We start from the raw sequence: 24,776 nt of genomic DNA on the forward strand, positions 1-24,776 counted from the left end.
TCCGCGGCTCCCGATCAGCGGGACCCGGCGTCGACGCCCCGCAGCAGGATCGAGGTGCCGACGGTCGCGGCCGTCCGATCCGCGGAGATGGTGCGGTACGCCGGCGACGCGGCCCACCGCCGCGCCTCGTCGGCGTCGCGGAACCCGATCAGCACGAACTTCTGGTGCGGCCACTCCCCCTCGAGCACGGCCGGCGCGGTGTCCGCGACGAGCAGCTCTCCGTCGAAGCCCTCGAGGGTGGCCGCGAAGGCCGCGGCGTAGCGCAGGTAGCGGTCGAGGTCGTGGATCGTGAACTGGGCGGCGACGTAGGCGGTCACGGGAGGTCCTCTCGATTACACTTCACTGGTGAAGTATTCGGGAGATGCCGACGGTAGCACCGCGGCCCACGACGAGCGGCTCTACCACCAGCTGCAGCTCGCAGCGCACCTCGCGCGCAAGCACGCCGACCGCGCGGTGCTGGCAGCCACCGGGCTCACCGTCGCCCAGGTCGCCGTGCTCAACGTCGTCGCCGCGGACCACGACGTCACCCAGCGCGACGTGGCGAGCGCCCTCGGGATCAACGAGTCGGCGGTCACCGCGATGGTCCGGCGCCTCGTCGACGCCGGGTACCTCGTCCGCACCGCCGCCGACGGCCGGACCCGGCGCCTCGGGCTCACCGACCGCGGCGCGGTCGCCCGAGCCGAGAGCCGGCGAGCCTTCGAGCCGATCAACGCCCTCCTTGCCGGCGGCCGCACCTCCCTCGAGGTGCGAGACCTGGCTGCCCGTCTCGAGGACGTGATCGGCCGCCTGGGGTGAGGATCAGCCGGCGCGGCCGACCTCCAGTGCGGTGACGAGCTCGTCCAGCAGTGGCTTGGCGTCCTCGGCGATCGAGAGCGCCATGAACGACGACATGGCCACCATGACGTCGTAGCGGCCTTCCTTGCCGCGCTTGCCCGGCTTGTGCTTGACCTGCACCTCACGGAAGGTCGACACCGGGTTCCGGGCGGCCTCGTCGAGGCCGTTGTGCCGGAACTTCGCGAGGGTGGCGCCGTCGAAGACCAGCGACTCGCCGTTGAGGCCCTTGAGCTCGATCACGAGCGCGAGCCTAGGGCGCGAGCCACTCCCCTGACCGCAGAATCGTGCGCCCGACGATCTCGTTCGACTCGCGCCAGGCCTGCACCCGCTCGGCCCGCAGCACCAGGAACACGTAGCCGGGCAGGCCGCGCGGGTCCCAGTCCGCCTGCCCGGCGTAGGCCTCGCCGAGCTCGGCGTCGTCGCCGACGCCGACCGACCGCTCGAGCACCGCGTCGATCATCGCGACGTCCCGGGTCGGGCCGACGCCGAGCCGGGCGACGCCCGAGGCGAGCAGGTTGCGCGCGGTGATCGACCCAGCCTCGACCGCGACCACGATCCGCTCCCCCACCCAGGCCAGGGACACCGGCACCAGGTGGGGTACGCCGGCCGCCGAGGCCGTCGCGACCCACACGTCGATCGCAGGAGTCGCCAGCAGGGCGCGGGTGTCGGCCTGACGCGTCGCGCGGTCGCGGGCCGGGGGCGGGTCGAAGTCGGCCACGGACGGCTCGGTTCAGCCGGCCTGGTTGATGCGGACGTGGTTGCCGGCCGGGTCGCGGAACGCGCAGTCGCGCACGCCGTACGGCTGGTCGATCGGCTCCTGGATGACCTCGGCGCCGATGGCCTGGATCCGGTCGAAGGTGCCGTCGAGGTCGGGGGTGCTGAGCACGAGCGTGGCATAGGTCCCCTTCGCCATCATCTCGGCGATGACGCGCTTCTCGTCCTCGGTGATGCCGGGGTCGGCCGCCGGCGGGCAGAGCACCACCGACGGGGTCGACTGGCCCTTCGGGGCCACGGTGATCCACCGCATCTCGCCGTACCCGACGTCGTTGAGGATCTCGAAGCCGAGCACGTCGCGGTAGAAGGCCAGCGAGGCCTCCGGGTCGGTCTGCGGGAGGAAGCTGTGCTGAATGCTGATGTCCATGTCGCTCACGCTAGTGGCGACTCGAAGTGCGGCGCTTCTCGATTCCTGACCGATGCCGAACCGGGTCCGGGACCGTCCGGACTGGTCTGCGCGCCACCGCGCCGCACCGGCCGGGTGACCTTCTTCGTCACGCACGACGGTGGCTCGATCGCACCGTCATCAGGCGAGGGCGCGTCGTCGCGATAGGCGCTCGGCGGGACTCCCACCAGCTCGGTGAACCGGGTGCTGAAGGTGCCGAGGGAGGAGAAGCCGACCTCGAAGCAGATGTCGGTGACGCTGAGGTCGCCGCGGCGCAGCAACGCCATCGCCCGCTCGATGCGCCGGGTCATCAGGTAGGAGTACGGCGGCTCGCCGTACGCCTTCTTGAACTCGCGGCTCAGGTGCCCGGCCGACATGTGCACGTCGCGGGCCAGCGCCTCGACGTCGAGCGGGCGGGCGTACTCGCGATCGATCCGGTCGCGCACCCGCCGCAGCAGCGTCAGGGTGCGCAACCGTTCGGGATCGAGGGTGCTCACGCCCCCATGATGTACTCCACCGGCGGCCCAGCGGTCCAGCCACCGTCGACGGCGAGCCGGGCCGCGACACCAGACCGGAGGGCTGAGCCACGGAGGCAGTGGGCAACGCCTCCCCACCGACATGGCAGGAACTGTCCTTCACGTCGGTGTGAGTAGGGTCGCACGCATGGCCCGCCGGATCGAGCTGTCCGCACCCGTCGGCGTCCGTTGGGAGCCCGACGACCCCCTCGGGGTGGGTGCGCTCGTGCTCGGCGGGTCCAGCAGCCGGGTGGACGACCAGCGGGCCCGGCTCCTGGCCGATCACGGCGTGCTCGCGGAGTCGATCCAGTGGTTCGGCGGTCCCGGGCAGCACGCCGGGCCGTGGGAGATCCCGCTCGAGACCTTCGCCGCCCGGGCCGAGGCACTCGCTGCCGACTGCGATCGCGTGGTCCTGGTCGGCCTGTCGTTCGGCGCTGAGGCCGCGCTCGCGACGGCGTCCCTGACCGACGCACCGATCGACGGGGTCGCCGCCTTCGCGCCCAGCGACGTGGCGTGGGCCGGGATCACCGACGCCGGGCGCCAGACCTCGCACTGGACGCTCGGCGGCGCACCGGTGCCGTTCGTCCGGTTCGTGCCGTGGGAGCCGCCGACCGACCCGCCGGCGTACCGCGACCTCTACGCGCGCTCCCGCGATGCGGCACCCGAGGAGGTGGCCGCGGCGTCCCTCCCGGTCGAGCGGATCAAGGAGGTGCTGCTCGTCGCCGGCGATGACGACCAGGTGTGGCCCGCCCGGGAGCAGGCCGAGGAGATCGTGCTCCGCCGGGCCCGGCACGGGTGCGCCACCTCCCTCGTCGCCGATCCCGGCGCCGGCCATCGTGCGGTGCTACCCGGTGAGGACGTCGTCGTCAGCGGGCAACGGATGCTGCGCGGCGGCACCGAGGACGCGGACCGCAGGCTCGGCTCCGCCGCCTGGCCCGCCCTGCTCGACCTCGTAGGGTCGCGCGCATGAGCACCCAGCCGCCACCACCCCCGCCCGGCTACCTGCGCGTCAACCTCCAGGGCAACCGGATGATCACCATGATCACGCCGAGCGTGCAGGTCAACGGCTACCCGGTGCCCGCCCAATTCGGCCCCAACGTCGTCCCGATGCCGCCGGGCGTCCACACCGTGTCGGCCCACGCCCAGTGGATGTGGCGCTACGGGCAGGCGAGCCAGCAGGTCCAGCTCGCCCCGGGCCAGACCGTGGACGTCTACTACGCAGCGCCCGTGCTCACCTTCATGAGCGGCGCGATGGGCTTCACGAAGCAGAAGGTCCCCGGCCTGGTGCCGTTCGTCGTCCTCGTGGTCCTGCTGCTCCTGGTCGCCATCGGCCTGCCGACCGCCGCGATCCTGGCCTCGTGAACCCGCGCACCGACCGTTCCTGGTGGGGCTGGGGCACCGACGCCGCTCAGCTCACCGCCGCGGAGACCACCGAGCTCGTCGACCGGGTCGCGCTGCTCCTCCCCGGCCACGACCTGACCGACCATCGGCCGCCGGACCCGTACGCGCTCGACGTACCCATCCCGAGGGTCGTACCCCCGAGCGCCCTCGCGGACCTCTGCTCGGCCGACGTCGTCGACCGCCTGTCCCACGCCCGCGGCAAGGCGTTCCGCGATGTCGTGCGCAACCTGCACGGGGACGTCGGCCACGTCCCCGACCTGGTCATCCGCCCCCGCACCGAGCAGGACGTCGTCGACGTCCTCGACTGGTGCACCTCGAGCGGCCTCCCCGTCGTCCCGTACGGCGGCGGCAGCTCGGTCGTCGGCGGCGTCGAGCCCCGCTTCGACGGGCCCGCGGTCACCCTCGACCTCGCGGGGCTCGACCGCGTGCTCGAGGTCGACCCGGTCAGCCGCGCCGCCCGGATCCAGGCGGGTGCCCACGGCCCGGCGCTCGAGGACCAGCTGCGCCCCCACGGCCTGACCCTGCGCCACTTCCCGCAGTCCTTCGAGTTCTCCACCCTCGGCGGCTGGCTGGCGACCCGCGCCGGCGGTCACTTCGCCACGCTCGCCACGCACATCGACGACCTCACCGAGTCGATGCGCGTCGTCTCCCCCGCCGGTACGGGCGAGTCCCGTCGCCTGCCCGGCTCGGGCGCGGGTCCCTCCCCCGACCGGATGTTCCTCGGCTCCGAGGGCACGCTCGGCGTGATCACCGAGGCCTGGATGCGGCTGCAGCAGCGCCCGCAGTGGCAGCGCACCGCCACCGTCGCCTTCGACTCGTACGACGCCGCCGTCTCCGCGACCCGAGCCGTGGCCCAGTCCGGGCTGCACCCCGCGAACTGCCGGCTCCTCGACCCGGCCGAAGCGCTGATCAACGCCGGCACCGCGGTCGACGGCGGCCTGCTGATCCTCGCCTTCGAGTCCGGCGACCACCCGGTCGACTCGTGGCTGGGCCGGGCTCTGGAGCTGGTCGCCGACCACGGCGGCACCGTCGTCGCGACCCGCGACCGGGCGACCCCGGCCGACGGCGCGGACGCGTCGCGGGCCTGGCGCTCGGCGTTCATCCGGATGCCGTACCAGCGTGATGCGCTGGCCCGCCGCTCGATGGTCGTCGAGACCTTCGAGACCGCGTGCACCTGGGACGCGTTCCCCACGTTCCATGCTGCCGTCACGGGAGCGGCCCAGCGCGCGATCGACGAGGTGTGCGGCGGCCAGGGTGTCGTGACCTGCCGGTTCACGCACGTCTACCCGGACGGCCCGGCGCCCTACTACGGCGTCTACGCCGGCGGCCGGTGGGGCAGCACGCTGGCCCAGTGGGACGAGATCAAGGTCGCCGTGTCCACCGCCATCGCCGACCACGGCGGCACGATCACCCACCACCACGCGGTCGGTCGCGACCACCGTCCCTGGTACGACGTCCAGCGCCCCGAGCCCTTCGCCGCCGCGCTGCGCGCGGCGAAGTCCGCGCTCGACCCCGCCGGCATCCTCAACCCCGGAGTGCTGGTCTGACCCACTCCTCACTGCGCTCCCACAGCTCCGCGGCGAGCTCGTCGGTGACGACCTTCGACGGCGTCTTCTCCCGCTCGGCGTCGTAGTAGCGCCCGGTGGCGCCGTCGACCGCGAGCGAGGTGGCGCAGTACAGCGACGTCCGCGCACCCTGCTCGGGCGACTTCATGAACAGCTTCATCACGTGCCTCACCCCGAACGGCACCTCCCGCCACACGTCGGAGGCGATCGCGCCGGGGTGCAGCGAGTACGTCGTCACGCCGGTGCCCTCCAGCCGGCGGCCGAGCTCGCGGGCGTGCAGCACGTTGGCCAGCTTGGACACGCAGTACTCGTCGAACGCCGTGCGGGTCACCGACGGCCGCCGTACGGCGTCCCAGTCGATGCCCGGCGCCCGGTAGTGCCCGGTGCTGGCGACGTTCACGATCCGCCCCGGTCCGGTCTCGACGATCCGGTCGCGGAGCAGCTCGGTGAGCAGGAACGGACCGACGTGGTTGGTGCCGAAGGCCAGCTCGAACCCGCTCGCGGTCATCCCCCGCTTGCCCGCGAGGCCCGCGTTGTTGACCAGCACGTCGAGCCGCTCGCCGGAGGCCAGGAACGTCTCGGCGGCCGTGCGTACGGACGCGAGGTCGCCGAGGTCGAGCGGAAGGAAGTCGAGGTCGGCGTTGCCGGTGCCGGCCGTGATCTCGCTGATCGCGGCGCGGGTCTTCTCCTCCGAGCGGCCCGCGATCACCACCCGGGCACCGCGGCCGGCGAGGCCGCGGACGGTCTCCTTGCCGATCCCGGTGTTGGCGCCGGTCACGAGGAAGGTCTTGCCGGTCAGGTCAGGCACGAGGTCACCCATACCGCGATCCTCGCGGCCGACCGGCCAGCCTGTCGTCCTCCCGGGGTCGCAAACGGCCGACGCGCCGTGTGACCTGCATCACCCTTGGGGTGTGACGTGGGTCATGCAAGGGTGGGTCCCATGAATGTGCTCGCCGTCGCTGCGCTCCTGGCGCTCGTGCTGCTGTTCGTCCTCGCCATCGGCGCCCTGTTCGCCGTCGTGCTGCTCGCCGGTCGGTCCGGCCGCAAGGCCCAGGCTGCCCAGGTGCCGACCACCGACCCGCGCGGTCAGTCGATCGCCTGACCCAGCACCGCCCCGACGTGGGCGCGGACGTCGTCGTCCCCGGTGATCGACACGCGGTCGTCGCCGACGCGGTGCCACAGCCACGCGTCGAGGTCGGCGGCGGTGCCGGTGACCACGAGTCCGGCGGGTACGCCGGGGTCGGCCACGACGTGCTGGTCGGGCTCGCCGCTGCGCTCGACGCCCTCGGGCGTGGTGCCGGAGAAGGTGCCGAGCTGGACCCACACGGACGTCGCGGTGTCGGTGGCGCGGAACTCGGCGTACTGCGGGCGCGGGTCGAAGCGGCCCCAGGGCGGCAGGCCGCCGTACATCACCGCGAGGGCCTCGTCGACGCCGTCGGCTGCCAGCGCGGCCGGCAGGCCGGTGACCTGCCCGGCGGCGAGCTCGGCGTCGAGGCGGTGGATGAGCGCCTCGTGGGCCTGGCGACGGTACGTGAACCCGACGTCCTGGTCGCCGGGAACCGACCAGGACCAGGCGGGATCCGTGGGATCGGCCGCCGCGAGGGCGGCCACGAACGCGTCATGGGTCGCGTCGCACGCGGCCAGCACCTCGGCGTACGTCGCCGGCCGCTCGGGCTCGGTGTAGGTCTCCGGCGGCGCGGGCCGGTGGGTGATGACGTGCTCCCAGAAGTGCTGCACCTCGGTGAGGTGCCAGGCCAGGTCGGCGGCGTCCCAGTCGGGGCAGGACGGCACCCGTGCGTCGGGCGGGCAGCTCGCGAGGACCTCGGCGAACCGGGCCGACTCGGTGCGGATGTGGTCGAGGTAGGCGGCGGGGTCGAGTCGGGTCACGGCTGGAGCAGCACCTTGATCGCCCGGCGCTCGTCCATCGCGCGGTAGCCGTCGGGCGACTCGTCGAGCGGGAGGGTGAGGTCGAACACCTGGCCGGGGTCGATCCGGCGGTCGAGGACCATCGGCAGCAGCTCGGGCAGGTAGCGGCGCACCGGTGCCATGCCGCCGCGGACGCCGACGTTCTTGTCGAAGAGCCGGCGCGCGGACAGCTCGACGCCGTGCGGCGCCCCGACGAAGCCGACGCCGCCGCCGGGCCGGGTCACCTCGATCGCGGTGGTCATCGCGTCGTTCGTGCCGACGCACTCCAGGGCGGCGTCGACCCCGACGCCGTCGGTCAGGTCCTGGACCTCGGCCACGGCGTCCTCGCCCCGGGCCGAGATGACGTGGGTGGCGCCGAACGACCGGGCCACGGCCTGGCGGGGCTCGTGGCGCGACATCGCGATGATCCGCTCGGCGCCCATCACGGAGGCGGCAAGGACGCCGGACAGCCCGACCGCACCGTCGCCGACCACGACGACGGTGTCGCCGGGCTTCACGCCGGCCGAGACCGCGGCGTGCCACCCGGTCGGCATCACGTCGGAGAGCGCGAGGACCGAGGGCACCAGGTCGGCGTCGGGGACGCCGCCGGTGCTCACCAGGCTGCCGTCGGCCTGGTTGACCAGGGTGTACTCCGCCTGCCCGCTGGCGGTGAAGCCGAGGTTGGTGCACACCGACTGGGCGCCGTTGAGGCAGTGCGGGCAGGTGTTGTCGCAGTGGCAGAACGGGACGACGACGAAGTCGCCCACCCGCACGTCGCGGACCTCGCTGCCGATCTCCTCCACGACACCGATGCACTCGTGGCCGATCGTCGCGCCGGGCCGGATCGGGTTCTCGCCCCGGTAGGGCCACAGGTCGGAGCCGCAGATGCAGCCCGCGGTCACCCGCACGATGGCGTCGGTGGGCCGGCGCAGGGTCGGGTCGGGAACCTCGTCGACGCGGATGTCGCGGGCCCCGTGGATGGTCGTCGCACGCATGTGAGGATCCTTTCAGATCGCCGTGGCGTCTTGCGTTATCTCACATGTGAGTTACCGTCGTGGCATGACGTTCGAGGCGCCCCACGAGGACTACAAGGGCCGGATCGGCAACCTCATCCGCGACGCCCGCAAGCACCGCGGCCTGACCCAGGCACAGCTCGCCGAGCGGCTCGGCACCAGCCAGAGCGCGATCAACCGGATCGAGAAGGGACACCAGAACCTGTCCCTCGAGATGCTGGCCCGGATCGGTGCCGCCCTCGACTCCGAGATCGTCGCTCTCGGCGCCGGCCCGACCCACCTGCGGGTCAAGGGCCCCACGACGCTGTCGGGCAGCATCGACGTCAAGACGTCCAAGAACGCCGGCGTCGCACTGCTCTGCGCCTCGCTGCTCAACCGGGGCCGGACCACGCTGCGCAAGGTCGCCCGGATCGAGGAGGTCAACCGCCTGCTCGAGGTGCTCGACAGCATCGGCGTGCAGACCCGGTGGATCAACGGCGACAACGACCTCGAGATCATCCCGCCCAAGGACCTCGACCTGACCCGGATCGACGAGGAGGCGGCGCGCCGTACCCGCTCGGTCATCATGTTCCTCGGCCCGCTGCTGCACCGCGCCGACGTGTTCGAGCTGCCCTATGCCGGCGGCTGCAACCTCGGCACCCGCACCGTCGAGCCGCACATGTCGGCGCTGCGTCCCTTCGGCCTCGAGGTGAAGGCCACCGACGGCTGGTACCACGCGCAGCTCAACCGGGCGATCGTCCCCGGCCGCCCGATCGTGCTCACCGAGCGCGGTGACACGGTCACCGAGAACGCCCTGATGGCCGCCGCCCTGCACCCGGGCACCACCGTCATCCGCAACGCCTCGTCCAACTACATGGTCCAGGACCTGTGCTTCTACCTGCAGGCGCTCGGCGTCCAGGTCGAGGGCATCGGTACGACGACCCTCACCGTCACCGGCCGCGAGTCGATCGACGTCGACGTCGACTACTCGCCCAGCGAGGACCCGATCGAGGCGATGTCGCTGCTCGCCGCGGCGATCGTGACCCGCTCGGAGATCACCGTGCAGCGCGCGCCGATCGAGTTCCTCGAGATCGAGCTCGCCGTGCTCGAGGGGATGGGCTTCCGCTACGACCTGTCCGAGGAGTACCTCGCCGCCAACGGCCGCACCCGCCTGGTCGACATCACCACCCACCCGTCCGACCTCGTGGCTCCGGGCGACAAGATCCACCCGATGCCGTTCCCCGGCCTCAACATCGACAACCTGCCGTTCTTCGCGGTGATCGCGGCCGTCGCCGAGGGCACGACGTACCTCCACGACTGGGTCTACGACAACCGGGCGATCTACCTCACCGAGCTCAACAAGCTCGGCGGCCGGGTCACCCTGCTCGACCCGCACCGGGTGCAGATCGAGGGCCCGACGTCGTGGACCGGCACCGAGCTGATCTGCCCGCCCGCGCTGCGTCCCGCAGTCGTCGTGCTGCTCGCGATGCTGGCCAGCAAGGGCACCTCGGTGCTGCGCAGCACCTACGTGATCCACCGCGGCTACGAGGACCTCGCCGAGCGGCTCAGCTCGCTCGGCGCGGACATCGAGACCTTCCGCGACATCTGATGAGGCTCCCGCTGCCGAGCCTGCGAGGCAGCGGGACCAGAGCCCAGGTCGAGTAGCGCCGCTGCCGAGCCTGCGAGGCAGCGACGCGCGTATCGAGACCCCAGTGAGTGAGGCAGACAGATGCAGCCGGAGCCCTACCTTCCTCCCGGCAAGGTGCTGGCCTTCGCCCACCGCGGCGGCGCCTACCACCCCGAGATCGAGGGCCTCGAGAACACTCTCGCCGCGTTCCGGCACGCCGCGGCGCTCGGCTACGACTACCTCGAGACCGACGTGCACCTGACCGCCGACCGCGTGCTGCTGGCGTTCCACGACGAGGTGCTGGACCGGGTCACCGACCAGCAGGGCGCGGTCCGCGACCTCACCCTGGCCCAGGTCCGCCAGGCACGCATCGGCGGCCGCGAGCAGGTCCCGACCCTCGTCGACCTCCTCGACGCCTTCCCTGAGGCTCGGTTCAACATCGACATCAAGGCCGACGGCGCGGTCGACGCGCTCGCCGACCTGGTCCGCGAGCGCGACCTGTGGGACCGGCTCCTGGTGGCGTCCTTCTCCCGCAGGCGGATCCGCCGGTTCCGGGCACTGACCGACGGGCGGGTCCCGACCGCCGCCGACCCGTGGCAGATCGTGGTCTTCCGCCTCTCCCCCAGCACCCGGGTCGCCCGGCTGCTCGCGGGCGACGGGTTCGCCGCCTTCCAGGTCCCCCACCAGCAGCGCGGGCTCACGGTCACGAGCCCCGGATTCGTCCGCCGGGCCCACGCCGCAGGCCACCAGGTGCACGTGTGGACCATCGACGACCCGGCCGAGATGACCACCCTGCTCGACCGCGGCGTCGACGGCCTCTTCACGGACCGGACCGACGTGCTCAAGGATGTCCTCCAGGGACGCGGCCAGTGGTGGTCCGCGCAGGGAGGGACATCAGCATGAACGCATCGGCGCCCATCGCCGACCTGGGGCCGCTCAACCGTGCGCGGGAGCAGCGGGCCTGGTACTTCACCGACTGGGCTGCCTCGGCGTTCCAGACCACCGTCGCGGGCGTGCTGTTCGCGCCCTACCTGATCTCCGTCGCGGAGAACGCCGTCGGCGAGCACGGCCGGATCCACCTGCTCGGCCTGTCCATCGCGCCGGGCTCGCTGCCGTCGTACGTCATCACGCTGTCGACGGTGCTCAGCGTCTTCTTCTACCCGGTGATCGGGGCCTACGCCGACCGGATCGCGCGCAAGCCCGACCTCCTCGTGGCCTTCTCCTGGATCGGCGCGGCCGCGGCAGGCGGGCTGTTCTTCATGAGCGGCGAGAACTGGCTCTACGGCAGCATCGCCTTCATCGTGGCCAACCTCGCCGGAGGTGCCGCGATCGTGGTCAGCGACTCGATCCTGCCGGTGATCTCGACCGAGGACGAGCGCGACCGGGTGTCGTCGAACGGCTGGGCCTACGGGTACGCCGGCGGCGGCCTGCTGCTCGCCGTCAACTTCCTGGTCGTGAGCTTCCACGACTCCCTCGGCATCGACAAGGAGATGGCCGTCCGGCTCTCCCTGCTCTCCGCAGCCGTGTGGTGGGCGGCGTTCATGGTCATCCCGTGGCGCGGCATCCGCCGGCACGAGCCGATGGCCGTGGAGGCGGTCGAGGGCGGCGTGCTGACCCGGTCGTTCGGCCAGCTGTGGGCCACGCTGAAGGACCTGCGCAACTACCCCGTCGCGCTGACCTTCCTGGCGGCGTACCTGTTCTTCAACGACGGCATCCAGACCGTCATCAACTCCGCCTCGACGTTCGGCACCAAGGAGCTCGGGTTCGGCGACGGCTTCGTGCTCGGCACCTACCTGCTGGTCCAGCTCGTCGGCATCGGCGGCGCTCTCCTGTTCGCGCGCGTCGCCGGGCGCCACGGCGCCAAGAAGGTCATCCTCGCCGGCCTGGTCGGCTGGATGGTGATCGTGACGGTGGCGCTCGTCGTACCCGAGAAGAAGATGGTGCCCTTCCTGCTGCTCGGCGTCGCGATCGGGATCGTGCTCGGCGGCACCCAGGCGCTGGCCCGGTCCTACTTCTCGCTGTTCATCCCGCGCGGCAAGGAGGCGGAGTACTTCAGCCTCTACCACGCGATGGACCGCGGCACGTCCTGGTTCGGGACCCTCACCTTCGGTCTCGTCTACCAGCTCACCGACTCCTACCGACCGGCGATCTTCGCGCTGATCGCGTTCTTCGTGCTCGGCGGGCTGCTGCTGATGCGCGTCGACACCGAGCGCGGCATCCGTGAGGCCGGCAACGCCCAGCCGGCCGTCATCTGACGCGGAGCGCCGGTCCCGACTGGTCTGGACCAGGGTCCCGGTCTGGAACGTTTGCGGATTGGAACCTTTTCACGCTGGGTAGCGTTGAGGGGGTAGACGAAACATGGGAGGTGGAGTCTGATGGCTGAGCGCACACTGCGTGGTGCCCGACTGGGAGGCCAGTCCTTCGAGGACGAGCGGGGTATCGAGTTCGCGGCCCGGCAGCAGGTCGGTTACAAGTGTCCGCAGGGACACGAGTTCGAGATCACGATGTCCATCGAGGCCGAGGTCCCCGCGATCTGGGAGTGCCCGCGCTGCGGCCTGGAAGCAGAGTCGACCGCCGGCATCGAGCGTGAGGTGAAGGCCGAGAAGCCCCAGCGCACGCACTGGGACATGCTGCTCGAGCGCCGTTCCGAGAAGGAGCTCGAGGAGATCCTCACCGAGCGCCTGGAGCTGCTCCGCGGCGGCGAGATCGGCCCGGCCCACCTGCACCGCGCCAACGCCCGCAAGAAGAAGCCTGCGAAGGCCTGATCAATGACCGCTCACCGAGCGGTCACTGCTCGTCGATGACTTCGCCCCGGACCACTGTCGGTCCGGGGCGAGTGTCGTCTCCGGGGCCGTACGACGCCGTGGTGCGCCGCACGACCTGACGCCCGGCGTACGACACCAGCAGGCCGCGGAAGAGCGGCCGGGTGACGGGCAGGATCAACAGGATCCCGAGGACGTCGGTGACGAAGCCGGGGCTGAGCATGAACGCGCCGCCGAGCACGACGAGCGCGCCGTCGGCGAGCTCCTTGTGCGGGAGTCGTCCGGTCTCGACCCGCTCGCGCAGGGCCTGCCAGGCCTTGCGGCCCTCGCGCTTGATCAGCCAGGCGCCGAGGAAGCTGTCGAGGACGAGGAGCAGGATCGTCCACCAGGGTCCGATCACCTGGCCGACCTTGATCAGCACGACGATCTCGAGGATCGGCATCACCACGAAGGCGAGGAACAGCAGCACCGCTGCCCTCCTGCTCCTCCTGCTCATCGCACCCCGCCCCTCATCTCGTCATCTCGTGTTCTGAAGCTCCCGGGTCGACGCGACCTGCGGCTGGCCCTTCACCCGGTGCCAACGCTGCCGCAGGCCCCACCAGGTGATCCGCTTGAGCGACTCCAGGGCGACCTGGCCGCTCATCTTCGACTCGCCGCGGACCCGCTCGACGAACTCGATCGGGACCTCGCGCACGATCAGCCCGGCCTGAAGCGTCCGGGTGACCAGGTCGGTCTGGAAGACGTAGCCGGTCGAGCGGACCTCGTCGAGGCGGATCCGCTCCAGGGTGGAGCGGCGGAACAGCCGGTAGCCGGCGGTTGCGTCGCGGACCCCGATGCCGAGGAGCATCCGGACGTAGAGGTTGCCGCCGCGCGAGAGCAGCTCGCGCTGCCAGGGCCAGTTGACGACCGAGCCACCGGGCACCCAGCGCGAGCCGATGACCAGGTCGGCGTCGTGGAGGCCCGCGAGCAACCGCTGGAGCTGCTCGGGCTGGTGGGAGCCGTCGGCGTCCATCTCACCGATGACGTCGTAGCCCGCGTCGAGGGCCCAGGCGAAGCCGGCGAGGTACGCCGCGCCGAGGCCGGCCTTCTCCGTGCGGTGCAGGACGTGGACCTGCGGGTCCGCCAGGGCGATGCCGTCGGCGATCGCGCCGGTGCCGTCGGGCGAGCCGTCGTCGACCACCAGCACGTCGACCTGCGGCTGGGCGGTCCGGACACGCTCGACGATCCAGGCGATGTTGCTGGCCTCGTTGTAGGTCGGGATGACCATCACCGTGCGGCCCAGGAAGGAGTGTTGCTCAGACAACGGGTGCCTCACTCGGGGTCGGGGAGAGCGCAGGCGGTTCCTCGTCGGGAGCGTCCTGCGCGGGGTCATCGAACTCTCGCCGTCGACGGTACGCCAGGGCACCTGACACGAGAGCGGCGAGCGTCAGCAGGGTGAACATCCGTGTCGGCCAGGCGTCGAGCCGCATCGCGGGGGTCAGGGCGCTGCTCAGCCCGACCTTCTCCACGAGGACCGTCGTGGTGCGCGGTTGCGCGGACGCGACCACGCTGCCGTCGGGAGCGATCACGCCGCTCTGACCGTTCGTCGAGGCCACCGCCAGCCAGCGCCCCGCCTCGATCGCCCGGAGCCGGGTGATCGCGAACTGTTGCTCGATCTGGTGGGTGAAGATGAAGCTCGCGTTGCTCGTCTGCACCGTCAGCAGCTCGGCACCGTCGCGCACCTGCGGAGGCATCACGTCGTCGTACGCGACGTCGAAGCAGATCGCGTCGCCCACCCGGACCCCGGCGACCCGCAGCGGCTGGGTGCGGGTGCCGCTCTTCATGTCGCGCGAGATGAGGGCGAGCTGGCCGAACTTCGGGTTCCAGATGTCGCGGAACGGGATGTACTCGCCGTACGGCACCGGATGGTGCTTGGTGTAGCGGTCCCCCGGCCCCGTCTGCGGGTCCCACACGATGCCCTGGTTGAGCACGTACCTCCGTCCGCCGTCGACGATCCCGCCGACGACCACCGGCACCTGCGCCGCGTCGACCGCCTCCCGGATCCCGTCGTTGACCCGGCCCGGCTCGAACGGGTCGACGGCGGTCGAGTTCTCCGGCCAGAGCACGAAGTCCGGCTGCTGGACCCGGCCCGCGGCGGCATCGGCCGCGAGCTTCACCGTCGCGTCGACGTGGTTGCGGGTGACCTGCTCGTGGTCCCAGAGGATGTCGTTGCCCGGACCGGGCACGTCGCCCTGGACGACGGCCACCGTGGTGGAGCCGGTCTCCGGGACGTCGTACGGCAGCACGGCGGGGGTCACCAGGACGGCGAGCACGCCAACGGCGACGGCGGCCCACGCCCGGCGCTGCTCCCGGGCCAGAGCCGCCTCCGCGAACCGGGCGAGGCAGAAGCCGGAGAGGGCGAGCAGGAAGGACAGGCCGGTCATGCCGACGTACGCGACCGCCGGGGCGGCCGGCGTGTCGACCGCGGCGAAGGCGAGCCGGCCCCAGGGCATCCCGCTGAAGGGCCAGCCGCTGCGGACCGTCTCCATCGTCGTCCAGGCCGCGGCCAGCCACAGCGGCCAGGCCGGCAGTCGGCGTACGAGCGGGACGGCGAGGCCGAGCAGGCCGTAGAACAGTGCCTCCACGGTCGACAGCGCGAGCCAGGCGTCGGCGCCGATCGAGTCCTTCATCCAGGAGATGTGGCTGAAGTAGAAGACCACCCCGAAGACGAGGCCGACCAGGCCGGAGCGGCGCACGGTGAGGTCGCGCGTGGCGAACGCGTAGCAGGCGACGCCGAGCGGCAGCAGCCACGGCAGTGCCACCGGCTCGTAGGACGCGGTCAGGAGCACACCACCGACGGCTGCGAGACCGACAGCCGGGAGGAGGGGACGCTGCGTCACGACGAGAGCCTAGACGAGCCCCGGGTGCGCGCTTGCAGGGTGTCGGAAGGACCCGAGCCACCTTCGGACCATCCCGGCTCCCGACTGGCTGCCGACGCACGCGACGTTGTCTAGGGGGACCCGGGTCCTTCCGGCTCGCTCTCGAGGTTGCGAACCGACCTCCGCGAACCGTCCCCGTGCGGAGCTGGTGCTACTCCGCCGACATACGGCCACTCGGACGTCGGTCCGCCGGCCACGACCTGCACGAGCGAACGCCTCCGTACTCTGGTGACGTACGCCACTCCTGTCAACCGTCCCCTGACCTGCGGCGATACACGTTCTCGCAGGTCAGCGGGGCCCCCGCGAATCGCAAGATCTCGCAAAAAATTGGGACTGCCGCGGCGTGTCGCACGGCGACACGCCGGTGACGTGGCCCGCCGGTGCGGCCCGGCGGTCAGTGGCCGACGGGGCGGTTCTCGTAGTACGTCGACAGGACGATCGTCGTCCGGGTCGACACGTTCGCCGCGGACCGGATCCGACCGAGCAGCAGCTCGAGCTCCATCGGCGTCGTGGTCCGGACCTTGAGGAGGTAGGACTCCTCCCCCGCGACCGACCAGCAGGACTCGATCTCGGGGATGTCGACCAGCCGCTCCGGGCAGTCGTCGGGCTGCGAGGGGTCGATCGGGCGGATCGCGATGAACGACGTCAGCGGGACGCCGATCTCGGCGTAGTTCACCGTGGCGCCGTACCCGAGGATCAGGCCGCGCTGCTCGAGGCGCTTGACCCGCTGGTGCACCGCGGAGGTGGACAGGCCCGTGGCCCGCCCGAGATCGGTGTAGGACATCCGGCCGTCCTTGGCCAGGAGCTCCAGGATCTGCCGGTCGGTCGCCTCGACCGCTGGATTGCTGCTCTGACTCACATCGCGCAGCCTAATAGGCTGCGTCGTGATGACTGAGCGCCTTCTACTCCTCGATACGGCCAGCCTGTACTTCCGGGCCTACTTCGGCTCCCCGGAGATCCTCGCCCCGGACGGCACGAACGTGAACGCGGTGCGCGGCCTGCTGGGCTACATCTCCCAGCTGGTCGACCAGTACCAACCCACGCACCTGGTCTGCTGCTGGGACGACGACTGGCGTCCGCAGTGGCGCGTCGACCTGATCCCGACGTACAAGGCGCACCGGGTGGTGGAGGAGGTTGCCGGCGCCCCGGACGTCGAGGAGGTCCCGGACCCGCTCGAGCTCCAGGTGCCGGTCATCCGCGACGTGCTCGCCGCGTTCGGCATCTCCGTCATCGGCGCACCCGGCTACGAGGCCGACGACGTGATCGGCACCCTGGCCACCGGCGCCGGCATGCCTGTCGACGTGGTCACCGGCGACCGCGACCTGTTCCAGCTCGTCGACGACGCGGCTGCCGTCCGCATCCTGTACGTCGGCAAGGGCGTCGGACGCCACGAGCGGGTCGACGAGGCCTGGGTGCTCGACAAGTACGGGGTCCGCGCCGACCAGTACGCCGACTTCGCCACCCTGCGCGGCGACGCCTCCGACGGCCTGCCCGGCGTCAAGGGCGTCGGGGAGAAGACCGCCGCCTCGATGCTGCAGAAGTACGACGACCTCGCCGGCATCGTCGCCGCCGTCGACGACCCCTCCAGCGACCTCGGCCCCGGACCCCGCGCCAAGATCCGCGACGCGGCCGCCTACCTCGCGGTCGCTCCCCAGGTGGTCGCCGTCGCCCGTGACATCGACCTGGGCCGCGACCACCTCGCCCTCCCGTCCGCCCCCGTCGACCCCGAGGCGCTCGCGGCGCTCGTCGAGCGGTGGTCGCTTGCCTCACCGGTCGAGCGGCTGACCGGCGTGCTGGCGGCGACAGCCGTGTAACGCGCAGTGCGGATCACGAAACACCGATTTCATTCCATTTGGTAGTAACCGGAAATCAGCCCTTCCTAGGTTCATCGCCACCGGGGCCCGGCGTCGTGCCCCCTGGCCCAGCACCCGTCCCCCGAGTCGACGGGTGCGATGACCGAGAGGGTTGTCCTCCGTGTTCCACTCCCGTTCCCGCCTCACCACCAGCACTGTCCTGGCCCTCACCGCAGCACTCAGCCTGAGCGCCTGCGGTGGCTCCAAGTCCGGCGACGCAAGCGCCTCCGCCGAGAGCTGCGTCGACACCTCCGGCGACACGATCAAGCTCGGCTTCCTCAACTCCACGTCCGGCGCGATGGCGATCAGCGAGCAGACGGTCCGCGACTCGCTGTCCCTGGCGGCGGAGCAGATCAACGCCTCCGGAGGCATCCTCGGCAAGAAGATCGAGCCGGTCGTCGAGGACGGAGCCAGTGACCCGGCGGTCTTCGCCGAGAAGATCGAGAAGCTGCTGACCGGCGACTGCGTCGCCGCCGTCTTCGGCGGCTGGACCTCGGCCTCGCGCAAGGCGATGCTGCCGGTCGTCGAGGCCGACGACGGGCTGCTCTTCTACCCGGTGCAGTACGAGGGCCTGGAGGCCTCGAAGAACATCTACTACACGGGCGCCACGACCAACCAGCAGATCATCCCGGCCATGGACTTCCTCAAGTCCAAGGGCGTCAAGACGCTCTTCCTCGCCGGTTCCGACTACGTCTTCCCGCGCACGGCGAACAAGATCATCAAGCAGTACGCCGCCGAGCTCGGCATCAAGATCGTGGGCGAGGAGTACGTGCCGCTGGACGACGACGACTGGACCACCCAGGTCGCCAAGATCGTGGCCGCCAAGCCCGACTTCGTGTTCAACACGATCAACGGCTCGTCCAACGTCGGCTTCATCAAGGCCTACTACGAGCAGGGCCTGACCGCGAGGACGACGCCGATCATCTCGGTGTCGATCGCGGAGGAGGAGGCGCCGGCGATGGGCAAGGACGTCACCGGCCAGTACGCCGCGTGGAACTACTTCGAGTCGGTCAAGAGCCCCACCAACGACGCCTTCATCAAGGCGTTCCAGGACAAGTACGGCGCGGACCGGCCGACGTCGGACCCGATGGAGGCGGCGTACACCTCGCTGTACCTCTACAAGAGCCTGGTCGAGAAGGCCGACTCGTTCGACGTCGCCAAGATCAACGCCGCTGCCGACGGCGTCACCTTCGACGCACCCGAGGGCACGGTCACCATCGACGGCGACAACCACCACATCGCCAAGACCGCACTGATCGGGCAGATCAACTCCGACAACCAGTTCGACGTCGTGTGGTCCTCGGAGAAGCCGATCGAGCCGGACCCGTTCCTCAAGGGCTACGCGTGGTGGGACCCGAGCGCGAAGTGACCTGACGGTCCTCGCACCCGCTCCCCCGCTCCCCGGGGTGCCGTGCCGTCCGGCGCGGCACCCCGGGCCACCCGTCAGGAGTCCTCGTGGACGCGTTCACCACCCCGTTGCTCGCCGGGACGGCGACCGGCGCGCTCTTGCTCATCGCCGCGCTCGGCCTGGCCCTCACCTTCGGCCAGATGGGCGTCATCAACATGGCCCACGGCGAGTTCCTCATGGCCGGCGCCTACACGACGTACCTCACCCAGCAGGTCGTGACCGACACCGACCTGTCGATCCTGGTCGCCCTGCCCGTCGCGTTCCTGGTCGCCGGTGCCCTCGGGCTCCTGCTCGAGGTCGCGATCATCCAGTGGATGTACCGGCGTCCGCTCGACACCCTCCTCGTCACGGTCGGCGTGAGCCTGCTCCTCCAGCAGCTCGCCAAGGATCTCTTCGGGGCCCAGGGCGACCCGGTCCGCACGCCTGGCTGGCTCGACGGGAACGTGGACGTGCTCGGCTACCACTGGCCCTACCGCCAGATGTTCACGATCCTGCTGGCCGTGGCCGCGCTGGCCGCCCTCGGCGCCCTGCTCAGGTACACCGCGTACGGCCGGCGGATCCGGGCGACGGTGCAGAACCGCGACCTCGCCGAGACGATGGGGGTCTCCACCCGCACGGTCGACCGGGTGACGTTCTTCGTCGGCTCGGGGCTCGCGGGGATCGGCGGCGTGGCGGTGTCGCTCATCTCGGGCACCAACCCGAACCTCGGTACGACGTACATCATCTCCGCCTTCCTCGTCGTCGTCGCCGGCGGTCTCGGCCAGCTGAAGGGCACCGTCATCGCCGCCTTCACCGTCGGGGTCGTGACGGCCTACTTCACCGACTGGTTCAGCTCCAGCATGGCGCAGGTGCTGACCTTCGCGCTGGTCGTCGTGTTCCTCCAGCTCCGGCCACAGGGGCTGTTCACCGTTCGCACCAGGGGGCTCGCATGAAGCAGCTGCAGACCTGGGGCCGCACCTGGGGTCCGGTGCTGGGCATCGCCCTGGTCGCGATCGCGCTGCTCGTGGTCGCGCCCGCCGTGCTGAGCCCGTTCCGCCTCAACAACCTCGGCAAGTACGTGTGCTGGGCGATCGCCGGCGTCGGCATCGGTCTGGCGTGGGGCCGCGGCGGCATGCTGGTCATGGGCCAGGGCGTCTTCTTCGGCCTCGGCGGCTACGCGATGGCCATGCACCTCAAGCTCGAGGCAGCCATGGCCGTCGGCGGGCCGGACGCGGTCCCCGACTTCATGGTGCTGTACGGCGACGGCACCATGCCCGGCTGGTGGGAGCCGTTCCGCAGTGGCGCCTTCACCCTGGCCGCCATCGTCGTGCTGCCGGCCCTGGCGGCCGCGGTCCTCGGCTGGGCGATCTTCAAGCGCCGGGTCAGGGGCGCCTACTTCGCGATCCTCACCCAGGCCCTCGCCGTCGCGTTCGCCACGCTTCTCGTCGCCACCATCAAGCAGACCGGCGGGTTCAACGGTCTCAACCAGTTCACCCAGTTCTTCGGCTACAACCTCTACGACCCGGCGAACAAGCGGATGATCTACTCGATCGCCGCGACGGTGCTGGTCGTCTGCCTCGTCGTTGTGTGGCAGCTGTACCGCAGCCGGTTCGGCGAGCTGCTCGTCGCGACCCGCGACGCCGAGGAGCGGGTCCGCTTCCTCGGCCACGACCCGGCGAACATCAAGCTGGTCGCCTTCGTGCTGGCGGCCGTGATGGCGAGCATCGGCGGCGCGCTGTTCGCGCCCATCACCGGGATCATCTCCCCGTCCGACGTCGACGCGACGGCATCGATCCTCCTCATCGCCGGCGTCGCCCTCGGGGGACGCGCCCTGCTGCTCGGACCCGCCCTCGGCGCGCTCGCCGTCGGATTCGGCCGGACCGCGCTGTCGGAGTCCTTCCCCGACCAGTGGACCTACTTCCTGGGGCTGCTCTTCATCGTGGTGATCCTGTTCTTCCCCGCCGGACTGGGCAGCGTCGGCTCCCAGGTGCTCGGCCGGCTACGGGCGTTGCCGTCAGTCCCCCGGCACAGGTCCGCCCCTGCGGCTGCGGCCGGCGACGAGCTGGAGGTGGCCCGGTGAACGACGACTACCTGGAGATCCGCGGAGTGTGCGTCGAGTTCGACGGGTTCCGGGCGATCGACGACGTCGACCTGACCCTGCTCCAGGGCCGACTGCACTTCCTGATCGGGCCCAACGGCGCAGGCAAGACCACGCTGGTCGACGCGGTCACCGGACTGGTCCCCGCCACCGGACTGGTCCGCTACCGCAACCAGGACCTGCTGCGCACCAGGCCGCATCGGATCGTGCGCTCCGGCATCGGGCGCACCTTCCAGACGGCCACCGTCTTCGAGGGCCTCTCCGTCCTGCAGAACCTCGACATCGCCGGCGGCATCCACCGTCGGGCCTGGCAGATGGGCCTGGCCCGACGGGGCACGCCGTCGTACGTCGAGGAGGCGCTCGAGACCATCGGGCTCACCGCGCTGCGGGACCGGCCCGCGGGCGTCCTCGCCCACGGTCAGAAGCAGTGGCTGGAGATCGGCATGCTCCTCGTGCAGGACGCCCGGGTGATGCTGCTCGACGAGCCCGTGGCCGGGATGAGCGCCGAGGAGCGCGAGCAGACGGGCGACCTGCTCCGGCGGATCGGCCGCGAGCGGACCATCGTGGTCATCGAGCACGACATGGAGTTCGTGCGCCGCTACGCCGACGTCGTGACGGTGATGCACGCCGGCAAGGTCCTCGCCGAGGGGACCGTCGCCGAGATCCAGGCCGACCCGAGGGTCCAGCAGGTCTACCTGGGCCGCACAGCCGAGGAGGCGGACCATGCTTGAGCTGCGCGACGTGACGGCCGGCTACGGCCGGACCCGGGTCCTGGAGGACGTCTCGCTCCACGTGCCCGAGGGCGGCGCCGTCGCCGTGATGGGCCACAACGGAGCCGGAAAGACCACCCTGCTGCGCGTCGCCGTCGGCCTGCTGCCGGTCATGCGGGGGCAGGTCCTGCTCGACGGCGAGGACGTCACCCGGCTGCGCCCCAACAAGCGGGTCGCCCGCGGCCTGGGATACGTGCCGCAGGGCCAGCTGTCGTTCCCCCAGATGACGACGCTGGAGAACCTCCAGCTGGTCACCACGGACCGGTCCGCCATCGACGGGGTGCTGGACACCTTCCCGGCCCTGCGCGACCTGCTCGGACGTCGCGCCGGGCTCCTGTCCGGCGGCCAGCGCCAGCAGCTGGCGATCGCCCGGACGCTGCTCACGAAGCCGCGGCTGCTCATCCTCGACGAGCCGACCGAAGGCATCCAGCCCAATGTCGTCGCCGAGATCGAGTCCGTGATCACCGCGCTGACCGCGCGGGGCGACCTGTCGGTGCTGCTCGTGGAGCAGCACGTGGGGTTCGCGCTGCGCAGCACGGACGCCTACGCGGTGCTCGAGTCCGGCCGGGTGACCTCCAGCGGCGTCGGCGGGGCGGGCGCGCTGGACGCGGTCCGCGCAGCCATGGCGGTATGAGATGCACCTGACCCCCGCCGACACCGAGAAGCTGCTGCTCAGCGTCGCCGGCATGATCGCGCGCGACCGGCTCGCGCGCGGCGTGCTCCTCAACTACCCGGAGGCCGTCGCGCTGCTGTCGTGCTGGGTGATCGAGGAAGCCCGCGCCGGCGGCACCGTCGTCGACCTGATGGAGCGCGGCCGCGAGGTCCTGGTCCGTGACCAGGTCATGCCCGGCGTCGCGGAGATGCTCCTCGACGTCCAGGTCGAGGCCACGTTCGACGACGGACGCAAGCTCGTCACCCTCCACCACCCGATCGCCTGAGGAGAGCTGCAGTGGGAATCCTGACCGACGGCCCCGGCGCCACCCGCCCCGGGCCTGGCACCGTGCTGCTCAACGCCGACAGACCCGCGTCGGAGCGGCGGCTGCTCGTCGTGACCAACACCGGGGACCGTCCCGTCCAGATCGGGTCGCACCTCCACCTGCCCGACGCGAACCCGGCGCTGTCCTTCGACCGCGCCGCGGCCCACGGGTTCCGGCTGGACGTGCCGTCGGGCACCTCGCGCAGGTTCGAGCCCGGCGCGTCGCAGGAGGTCGCGATCGTCGCGCTGCGCGGTGCCCGGGTCGTGCCCGGCCTCCAGGTCCGCACCGACGGAGGTGCGCTGGATGGTTGAGATCAGCCGCGCGGCGTACGCAGCCCTCTACGGCCCCACCGTCGGCGACCAGGTCCGCCTGGGCGACACGGACCTGTGGATCGAGGTGGAGCAGGACTGGGTGGTCGGCGGCGAGGAGGCCGTCTTCGGCGGCGGCAAGTCGATCCGCGAGTCGATGGCGCAGTCGACCCGCACCTCGGCGGAGGGCGCCCTCGACACGGTGATCACGAACGCGCTGGTGCTGGACCACTGGGGCGTCGTGCGCGCCGACGTCGGGATCCGCGCGGGCCGGATCGTCGCGCTCGGCCGCTCCGGCAATCCCGACATCGCCGACGGCGTGCACCCGGACCTGGTCATCGGCCCGGGCACGGACGTGATCGCCGGCGAGGGGAAGATCCTCACCGCCGGTGCGATCGACGTGCACGTGCACCTGCTGTCCCGCTCGCAGCTGGTCGAGGCACTCGCCACCGGCATCACCACGATCGCCGGTGGCGGCACCGGTCCCTCCGAGGGCTCGAAGGCGACCACGGTGACGCCCGGTGCCTGGCACCTGACCGCGGTCCACCGCGCGCTCGACTCCGTGCCGCTCAACGTGCTCCTGTTCGGCAAGGGCAACACGGTCAGTGCAGGTGGCCTCGCGGAGCAGGCGCTCGCCGGCGCCGCGGGCTACAAGGTCCACGAGGACTGGGGCTCGACCCCCGCGGCGATCGACGCCTCGCTCCGCGCGGCCGACGAGTTCGGGCTGCAGGTCGCCCTCCACTCCGACAGCCTCAACGAGGCCGGCTACGTCGAGTCGACCATCGGTGCGATCGCCGGCCGCGGCATCCACGCCTTCCACGCCGAGGGCGCCGGCGGCGGGCACGCGCCGGACATCCTCACGGTCGCCGGCCTCGCTCACGTCATCCCGGGCTCGACCAACCCGACCCTGCCGCACACGGTCAACACCGTCGCCGAGCACCTCGACATGCTCATGGTCTGCCACCACCTCAACCCGCAGGTGCCGGAGGACCTCGCCTTCGCCGAGTCCCGCATCCGGGCGACGACGATCGCCGCCGAGGACCTCCTGCATGACATCGGCGCCCTGTCGATCACGTCCTCGGACGCGCAGGCGATGGGACGCATCGGTGAGGTGATCTGCCGCACCTGGCAGGTGGCGCACGTGATGAAGGCGCGGTACGGCGCCCACGGCGACCTCGCCGAGGGGCCGGCTGACAACGCCCGCGCCCGGCGCTACGTCGCCAAGTACACGATCAACCCTGCGGTCGCACACGGCATCGACCACGAGGTCGGATCCGTCGAGGCCGGCAAGCTCGCCGACCTCGTGCTGTGGGACCCCCGGTTCTTCGGGATCCGCCCGCAGGTGGTGCTGAAGTCCGGAGCGCTCGTGTGGGGAGCGCTCGGGGACCCCAACGCCTCGATCCCGACCCCGCAGCCGGTGCTGATGCGTCCGACGCTGGTCGAGGACGGCAGTGCACACGCCGTCACCTTCGTGTCCCCGGCAGCCCTGGCCGACGGCCTCGCTGATCGGCTCGCCCTGCGCCGCCGGCTGGCCCCGGTGAAGCCGACCCGCGGGGTGACGAAGGCCGACATGGTCAACAACGCCGCGCTGCCCCGCATCGACATCGACCCGGAGACCTTCCAGATCGACGTCGACGGCGAGCGGGTCGTCCCGGCCCCGGCGACCGAGCTGCCGCTGGCGCGCCTCTACTCGATGTTCTGAGGC

The 24,776-nt window shown here is 71.4% G+C and carries 30 protein-coding genes; 18 read left to right on the plus strand and 12 right to left on the minus strand.

The genetic code is table 11. The annotated features are described in order from the left end of the window. Positions 1–14 precede the first annotated feature (14 nt). Positions 15–317 (minus strand): DUF1330 domain-containing protein, encoded by a 303-nt coding sequence (locus ACZYRU_RS14425; RefSeq protein ID WP_488957784.1) that lies wholly within the window; start codon positions 315–317, stop codon positions 15–17. Between the two features lie 28 nt (positions 318–345). Between ACZYRU_RS14425 and ACZYRU_RS14430 the strand changes: the two genes are divergently transcribed. Further along, positions 346–795 (plus strand): MarR family winged helix-turn-helix transcriptional regulator, encoded by a 450-nt coding sequence (locus tag ACZYRU_RS14430; RefSeq protein WP_488957785.1) that lies wholly within the window; start codon positions 346–348, stop codon positions 793–795. A 3-nt stretch (positions 796–798) separates the two neighbouring features. Here ACZYRU_RS14430 and ACZYRU_RS14435 read toward each other — a convergent pair whose 3' ends face one another. The 4 genes from ACZYRU_RS14435 to ACZYRU_RS14450 are packed head-to-tail and all read right to left on the minus strand — an operon-like array spanning position 799 to position 2,490. Next, positions 799–1,074, minus strand: a complete 276-nt coding sequence (locus ACZYRU_RS14435) for a hypothetical protein (RefSeq protein WP_488957786.1) — start codon at positions 1,072–1,074, stop codon at positions 799–801. Positions 1,075–1,084: 10 nt separating this feature from the next. Then, positions 1,085–1,552, minus strand: coding sequence for a pyridoxamine 5'-phosphate oxidase family protein (locus ACZYRU_RS14440; RefSeq protein WP_488957787.1), 468 nt, complete (start codon positions 1,550–1,552; stop codon positions 1,085–1,087). Positions 1,553–1,564: 12 nt separating this feature from the next. Then, entirely contained in the window at positions 1,565–1,975 is a 411-nt protein-coding gene (locus tag ACZYRU_RS14445; RefSeq protein WP_488957788.1) for a VOC family protein, read from the minus strand. A 5-nt stretch (positions 1,976–1,980) separates the two neighbouring features. Then, the gene (locus ACZYRU_RS14450; RefSeq protein WP_488957789.1) at positions 1,981–2,490 is read right to left on the minus strand and encodes a helix-turn-helix transcriptional regulator; all 510 of its coding nucleotides are present in this window, start codon (positions 2,488–2,490) and stop codon (positions 1,981–1,983) included. Between the two features lie 166 nt (positions 2,491–2,656). Here ACZYRU_RS14450 and ACZYRU_RS14455 point away from each other — a divergent pair, with 166 nt between their 5' ends. The 3 genes from ACZYRU_RS14455 to ACZYRU_RS14465 are packed head-to-tail and all read left to right on the plus strand — an operon-like array spanning position 2,657 to position 5,456. Next, positions 2,657–3,478: an alpha/beta fold hydrolase gene (locus ACZYRU_RS14455; protein ID WP_488957790.1), complete on the plus strand. Its 822-nt coding sequence runs from the start codon at positions 2,657–2,659 to the stop codon at positions 3,476–3,478. Then, the gene (locus tag ACZYRU_RS14460; RefSeq protein ID WP_488957791.1) at positions 3,475–3,870 is read left to right on the plus strand and encodes a hypothetical protein; all 396 of its coding nucleotides are present in this window, start codon (positions 3,475–3,477) and stop codon (positions 3,868–3,870) included. Before ACZYRU_RS14455 ends, ACZYRU_RS14460 begins: the two co-directional genes overlap by 4 nt. Next, a complete protein-coding gene (locus tag ACZYRU_RS14465) occupies positions 3,867–5,456 on the plus strand; it encodes an FAD-binding oxidoreductase (RefSeq protein ID WP_488957792.1) in 1,590 nt (529 codons plus the stop codon). The genes ACZYRU_RS14460 and ACZYRU_RS14465 overlap by 4 nt, the downstream gene beginning before the upstream one ends. On the opposite strand, the gene ACZYRU_RS14470 is transcribed toward ACZYRU_RS14465, so the two are convergent. Continuing rightward, the gene (locus ACZYRU_RS14470; RefSeq protein ID WP_488957793.1) at positions 5,434–6,294 is read right to left on the minus strand and encodes an SDR family oxidoreductase; all 861 of its coding nucleotides are present in this window, start codon (positions 6,292–6,294) and stop codon (positions 5,434–5,436) included. The genes ACZYRU_RS14465 and ACZYRU_RS14470 overlap by 23 nt on opposite strands. Before the next feature lie 120 nt (positions 6,295–6,414). Between ACZYRU_RS14470 and ACZYRU_RS14475 the strand changes: the two genes are divergently transcribed. Further along, entirely contained in the window at positions 6,415–6,576 is a 162-nt protein-coding gene (locus tag ACZYRU_RS14475; protein ID WP_488957794.1) for a hypothetical protein, read from the plus strand. On the opposite strand, the gene ACZYRU_RS14480 is transcribed toward ACZYRU_RS14475, so the two are convergent. Both ACZYRU_RS14480 and ACZYRU_RS14485 read right to left on the minus strand, forming a co-directional pair. Then, complete coding sequence (locus ACZYRU_RS14480; RefSeq protein ID WP_488957795.1) at positions 6,561–7,361, minus strand: maleylpyruvate isomerase family mycothiol-dependent enzyme; 801 nt, start codon at positions 7,359–7,361, stop codon at positions 6,561–6,563. The genes ACZYRU_RS14475 and ACZYRU_RS14480 overlap by 16 nt on opposite strands. Continuing rightward, positions 7,358–8,374 (minus strand): zinc-dependent alcohol dehydrogenase family protein, encoded by a 1,017-nt coding sequence (locus ACZYRU_RS14485; protein ID WP_488957796.1) that lies wholly within the window; start codon positions 8,372–8,374, stop codon positions 7,358–7,360. The genes ACZYRU_RS14480 and ACZYRU_RS14485 overlap by 4 nt, the downstream gene beginning before the upstream one ends. Positions 8,375–8,438: 64 nt before the next feature. On the opposite strand from ACZYRU_RS14485, the gene ACZYRU_RS14490 reads away from it, so the two are divergent. The 4 genes from ACZYRU_RS14490 to ACZYRU_RS14505 all read left to right on the plus strand — a co-directional run bounded on the left by ACZYRU_RS14490 (position 8,439) and on the right by ACZYRU_RS14505 (position 12,763). Continuing rightward, positions 8,439–9,980: a helix-turn-helix domain-containing protein gene (locus ACZYRU_RS14490; RefSeq protein WP_488957797.1), complete on the plus strand. Its 1,542-nt coding sequence runs from the start codon at positions 8,439–8,441 to the stop codon at positions 9,978–9,980. A gap of 120 nt (positions 9,981–10,100) precedes the next feature. After that, positions 10,101–10,901 (plus strand): glycerophosphodiester phosphodiesterase family protein, encoded by an 801-nt coding sequence (locus ACZYRU_RS14495; RefSeq protein ID WP_488957798.1) that lies wholly within the window; start codon positions 10,101–10,103, stop codon positions 10,899–10,901. Further along, complete coding sequence (locus ACZYRU_RS14500) at positions 10,898–12,253, plus strand: MFS transporter (RefSeq protein WP_488957799.1); 1,356 nt, start codon at positions 10,898–10,900, stop codon at positions 12,251–12,253. The genes ACZYRU_RS14495 and ACZYRU_RS14500 overlap by 4 nt, the downstream gene beginning before the upstream one ends. A 120-nt stretch (positions 12,254–12,373) precedes the next feature. Further along, positions 12,374–12,763, plus strand: coding sequence for an RNA polymerase-binding protein RbpA (locus ACZYRU_RS14505; RefSeq protein WP_179726105.1), 390 nt, complete (start codon positions 12,374–12,376; stop codon positions 12,761–12,763). Positions 12,764–12,785: 22 nt separating this feature from the next. On the opposite strand, the gene ACZYRU_RS14510 is transcribed toward ACZYRU_RS14505, so the two are convergent. The 4 genes from ACZYRU_RS14510 to ACZYRU_RS14525 all read right to left on the minus strand — a co-directional run bounded on the left by ACZYRU_RS14510 (position 12,786) and on the right by ACZYRU_RS14525 (position 16,537). Then, entirely contained in the window at positions 12,786–13,229 is a 444-nt protein-coding gene (locus ACZYRU_RS14510; protein WP_488957800.1) for an FxsA family protein, read from the minus strand. A gap of 48 nt (positions 13,230–13,277) precedes the next feature. After that, positions 13,278–14,027, minus strand: a complete 750-nt coding sequence (locus tag ACZYRU_RS14515; protein ID WP_488958081.1) for a polyprenol monophosphomannose synthase — start codon at positions 14,025–14,027, stop codon at positions 13,278–13,280. 28 nt (positions 14,028–14,055) lie between these two features. Continuing rightward, positions 14,056–15,639, minus strand: a complete 1,584-nt coding sequence (gene lnt, locus ACZYRU_RS14520; protein ID WP_488957801.1) for an apolipoprotein N-acyltransferase — start codon at positions 15,637–15,639, stop codon at positions 14,056–14,058. Between the two features lie 433 nt (positions 15,640–16,072). After that, positions 16,073–16,537, minus strand: a complete 465-nt coding sequence (locus ACZYRU_RS14525) for an Lrp/AsnC family transcriptional regulator (RefSeq protein WP_488957802.1) — start codon at positions 16,535–16,537, stop codon at positions 16,073–16,075. 28 nt (positions 16,538–16,565) lie between these two features. Between ACZYRU_RS14525 and ACZYRU_RS14530 the strand changes: the two genes are divergently transcribed. The 9 genes from ACZYRU_RS14530 (at position 16,566) to ACZYRU_RS14570 (ending at position 24,773) form a co-directional block, all read left to right on the plus strand. After that, the gene (locus tag ACZYRU_RS14530; protein ID WP_488957803.1) at positions 16,566–17,492 is read left to right on the plus strand and encodes a 5'-3' exonuclease; all 927 of its coding nucleotides are present in this window, start codon (positions 16,566–16,568) and stop codon (positions 17,490–17,492) included. A 160-nt stretch (positions 17,493–17,652) separates the two neighbouring features. Beyond that, positions 17,653–18,900 carry an urea ABC transporter substrate-binding protein gene (urtA, locus tag ACZYRU_RS14535; RefSeq protein ID WP_488957804.1) on the plus strand — a complete coding sequence of 416 codons (1,248 nt, stop codon included), beginning with the start codon at positions 17,653–17,655 and terminating at the stop codon, positions 18,898–18,900. 86 nt (positions 18,901–18,986) lie between these two features. Then, a complete protein-coding gene (urtB, locus tag ACZYRU_RS14540) occupies positions 18,987–19,871 on the plus strand; it encodes an urea ABC transporter permease subunit UrtB (RefSeq protein ID WP_488957805.1) in 885 nt (294 codons plus the stop codon). After that, positions 19,868–20,998: an urea ABC transporter permease subunit UrtC gene (gene urtC / locus ACZYRU_RS14545; RefSeq protein ID WP_488957806.1), complete on the plus strand. Its 1,131-nt coding sequence runs from the start codon at positions 19,868–19,870 to the stop codon at positions 20,996–20,998. The genes urtB and urtC overlap by 4 nt, the downstream gene beginning before the upstream one ends. Continuing rightward, positions 20,995–21,747, plus strand: coding sequence for an urea ABC transporter ATP-binding protein UrtD (urtD, locus tag ACZYRU_RS14550; RefSeq protein WP_488957807.1), 753 nt, complete (start codon positions 20,995–20,997; stop codon positions 21,745–21,747). Before urtC ends, urtD begins: the two co-directional genes overlap by 4 nt. Continuing rightward, on the plus strand, positions 21,740–22,420 hold the full coding sequence (locus ACZYRU_RS14555; RefSeq protein ID WP_488957808.1) for an ATP-binding cassette domain-containing protein: 681 nt from the start codon (positions 21,740–21,742) through the stop codon (positions 22,418–22,420). The genes urtD and ACZYRU_RS14555 overlap by 8 nt, the downstream gene beginning before the upstream one ends. Position 22,421: 1 nt before the next feature. Next, a complete protein-coding gene (locus ACZYRU_RS14560; RefSeq protein ID WP_488957809.1) occupies positions 22,422–22,724 on the plus strand; it encodes an urease subunit gamma in 303 nt (100 codons plus the stop codon). Between the two features lie 11 nt (positions 22,725–22,735). Beyond that, on the plus strand, positions 22,736–23,074 hold the full coding sequence (gene ureB, locus ACZYRU_RS14565; RefSeq protein ID WP_488957810.1) for an urease subunit beta: 339 nt from the start codon (positions 22,736–22,738) through the stop codon (positions 23,072–23,074). Continuing rightward, positions 23,067–24,773: an urease subunit alpha gene (locus tag ACZYRU_RS14570; RefSeq protein WP_488957811.1), complete on the plus strand. Its 1,707-nt coding sequence runs from the start codon at positions 23,067–23,069 to the stop codon at positions 24,771–24,773. The genes ureB and ACZYRU_RS14570 overlap by 8 nt, the downstream gene beginning before the upstream one ends. Positions 24,774–24,776: the final 3 nt, after the last annotated feature.

The organism is Nocardioides sp. F233, from assembly GCF_057813895.1.

Bases quoted from the DNA above. Each gene is read 5' to 3' on its own strand.
- ACZYRU_RS14445 (WP_488957788.1), bottom strand. From the start codon at position 1,975: ATGGACATCAGCATTCAGCACAGCTTCCTCCCGCAGACCGACCCGGAG.
- ACZYRU_RS14455 (WP_488957790.1), top strand. From the start codon at position 2,657: ATGGCCCGCCGGATCGAGCTGTCCGCACCCGTCGGCGTCCGTTGGGAG.
- ACZYRU_RS14460 (WP_488957791.1), top strand. From the start codon at position 3,475: ATGAGCACCCAGCCGCCACCACCCCCGCCCGGCTACCTGCGCGTCAAC.
- ACZYRU_RS14470 (WP_488957793.1), bottom strand. From the start codon at position 6,294: ATGGGTGACCTCGTGCCTGACCTGACCGGCAAGACCTTCCTCGTGACC.
- ACZYRU_RS14475 (WP_488957794.1), top strand. From the start codon at position 6,415: ATGAATGTGCTCGCCGTCGCTGCGCTCCTGGCGCTCGTGCTGCTGTTC.
- ACZYRU_RS14485 (WP_488957796.1), bottom strand. From the start codon at position 8,374: ATGCGTGCGACGACCATCCACGGGGCCCGCGACATCCGCGTCGACGAG.
- ACZYRU_RS14490 (WP_488957797.1), top strand. From the start codon at position 8,439: ATGACGTTCGAGGCGCCCCACGAGGACTACAAGGGCCGGATCGGCAAC.
- ACZYRU_RS14495 (WP_488957798.1), top strand. From the start codon at position 10,101: ATGCAGCCGGAGCCCTACCTTCCTCCCGGCAAGGTGCTGGCCTTCGCC.
- ACZYRU_RS14500 (WP_488957799.1), top strand. From the start codon at position 10,898: ATGAACGCATCGGCGCCCATCGCCGACCTGGGGCCGCTCAACCGTGCG.
- ACZYRU_RS14505 (WP_179726105.1), top strand. From the start codon at position 12,374: ATGGCTGAGCGCACACTGCGTGGTGCCCGACTGGGAGGCCAGTCCTTC.
- ACZYRU_RS14515 (WP_488958081.1), bottom strand. From the start codon at position 14,027: ATGGTCATCCCGACCTACAACGAGGCCAGCAACATCGCCTGGATCGTC.
- ACZYRU_RS14530 (WP_488957803.1), top strand. From the start codon at position 16,566: ATGACTGAGCGCCTTCTACTCCTCGATACGGCCAGCCTGTACTTCCGG.
- urtC (WP_488957806.1), top strand. From the start codon at position 19,868: ATGAAGCAGCTGCAGACCTGGGGCCGCACCTGGGGTCCGGTGCTGGGC.
- ACZYRU_RS14555 (WP_488957808.1), top strand. From the start codon at position 21,740: ATGCTTGAGCTGCGCGACGTGACGGCCGGCTACGGCCGGACCCGGGTC.
- ACZYRU_RS14560 (WP_488957809.1), top strand. From the start codon at position 22,422: ATGCACCTGACCCCCGCCGACACCGAGAAGCTGCTGCTCAGCGTCGCC.
- ACZYRU_RS14570 (WP_488957811.1), top strand. From the start codon at position 23,067: ATGGTTGAGATCAGCCGCGCGGCGTACGCAGCCCTCTACGGCCCCACC.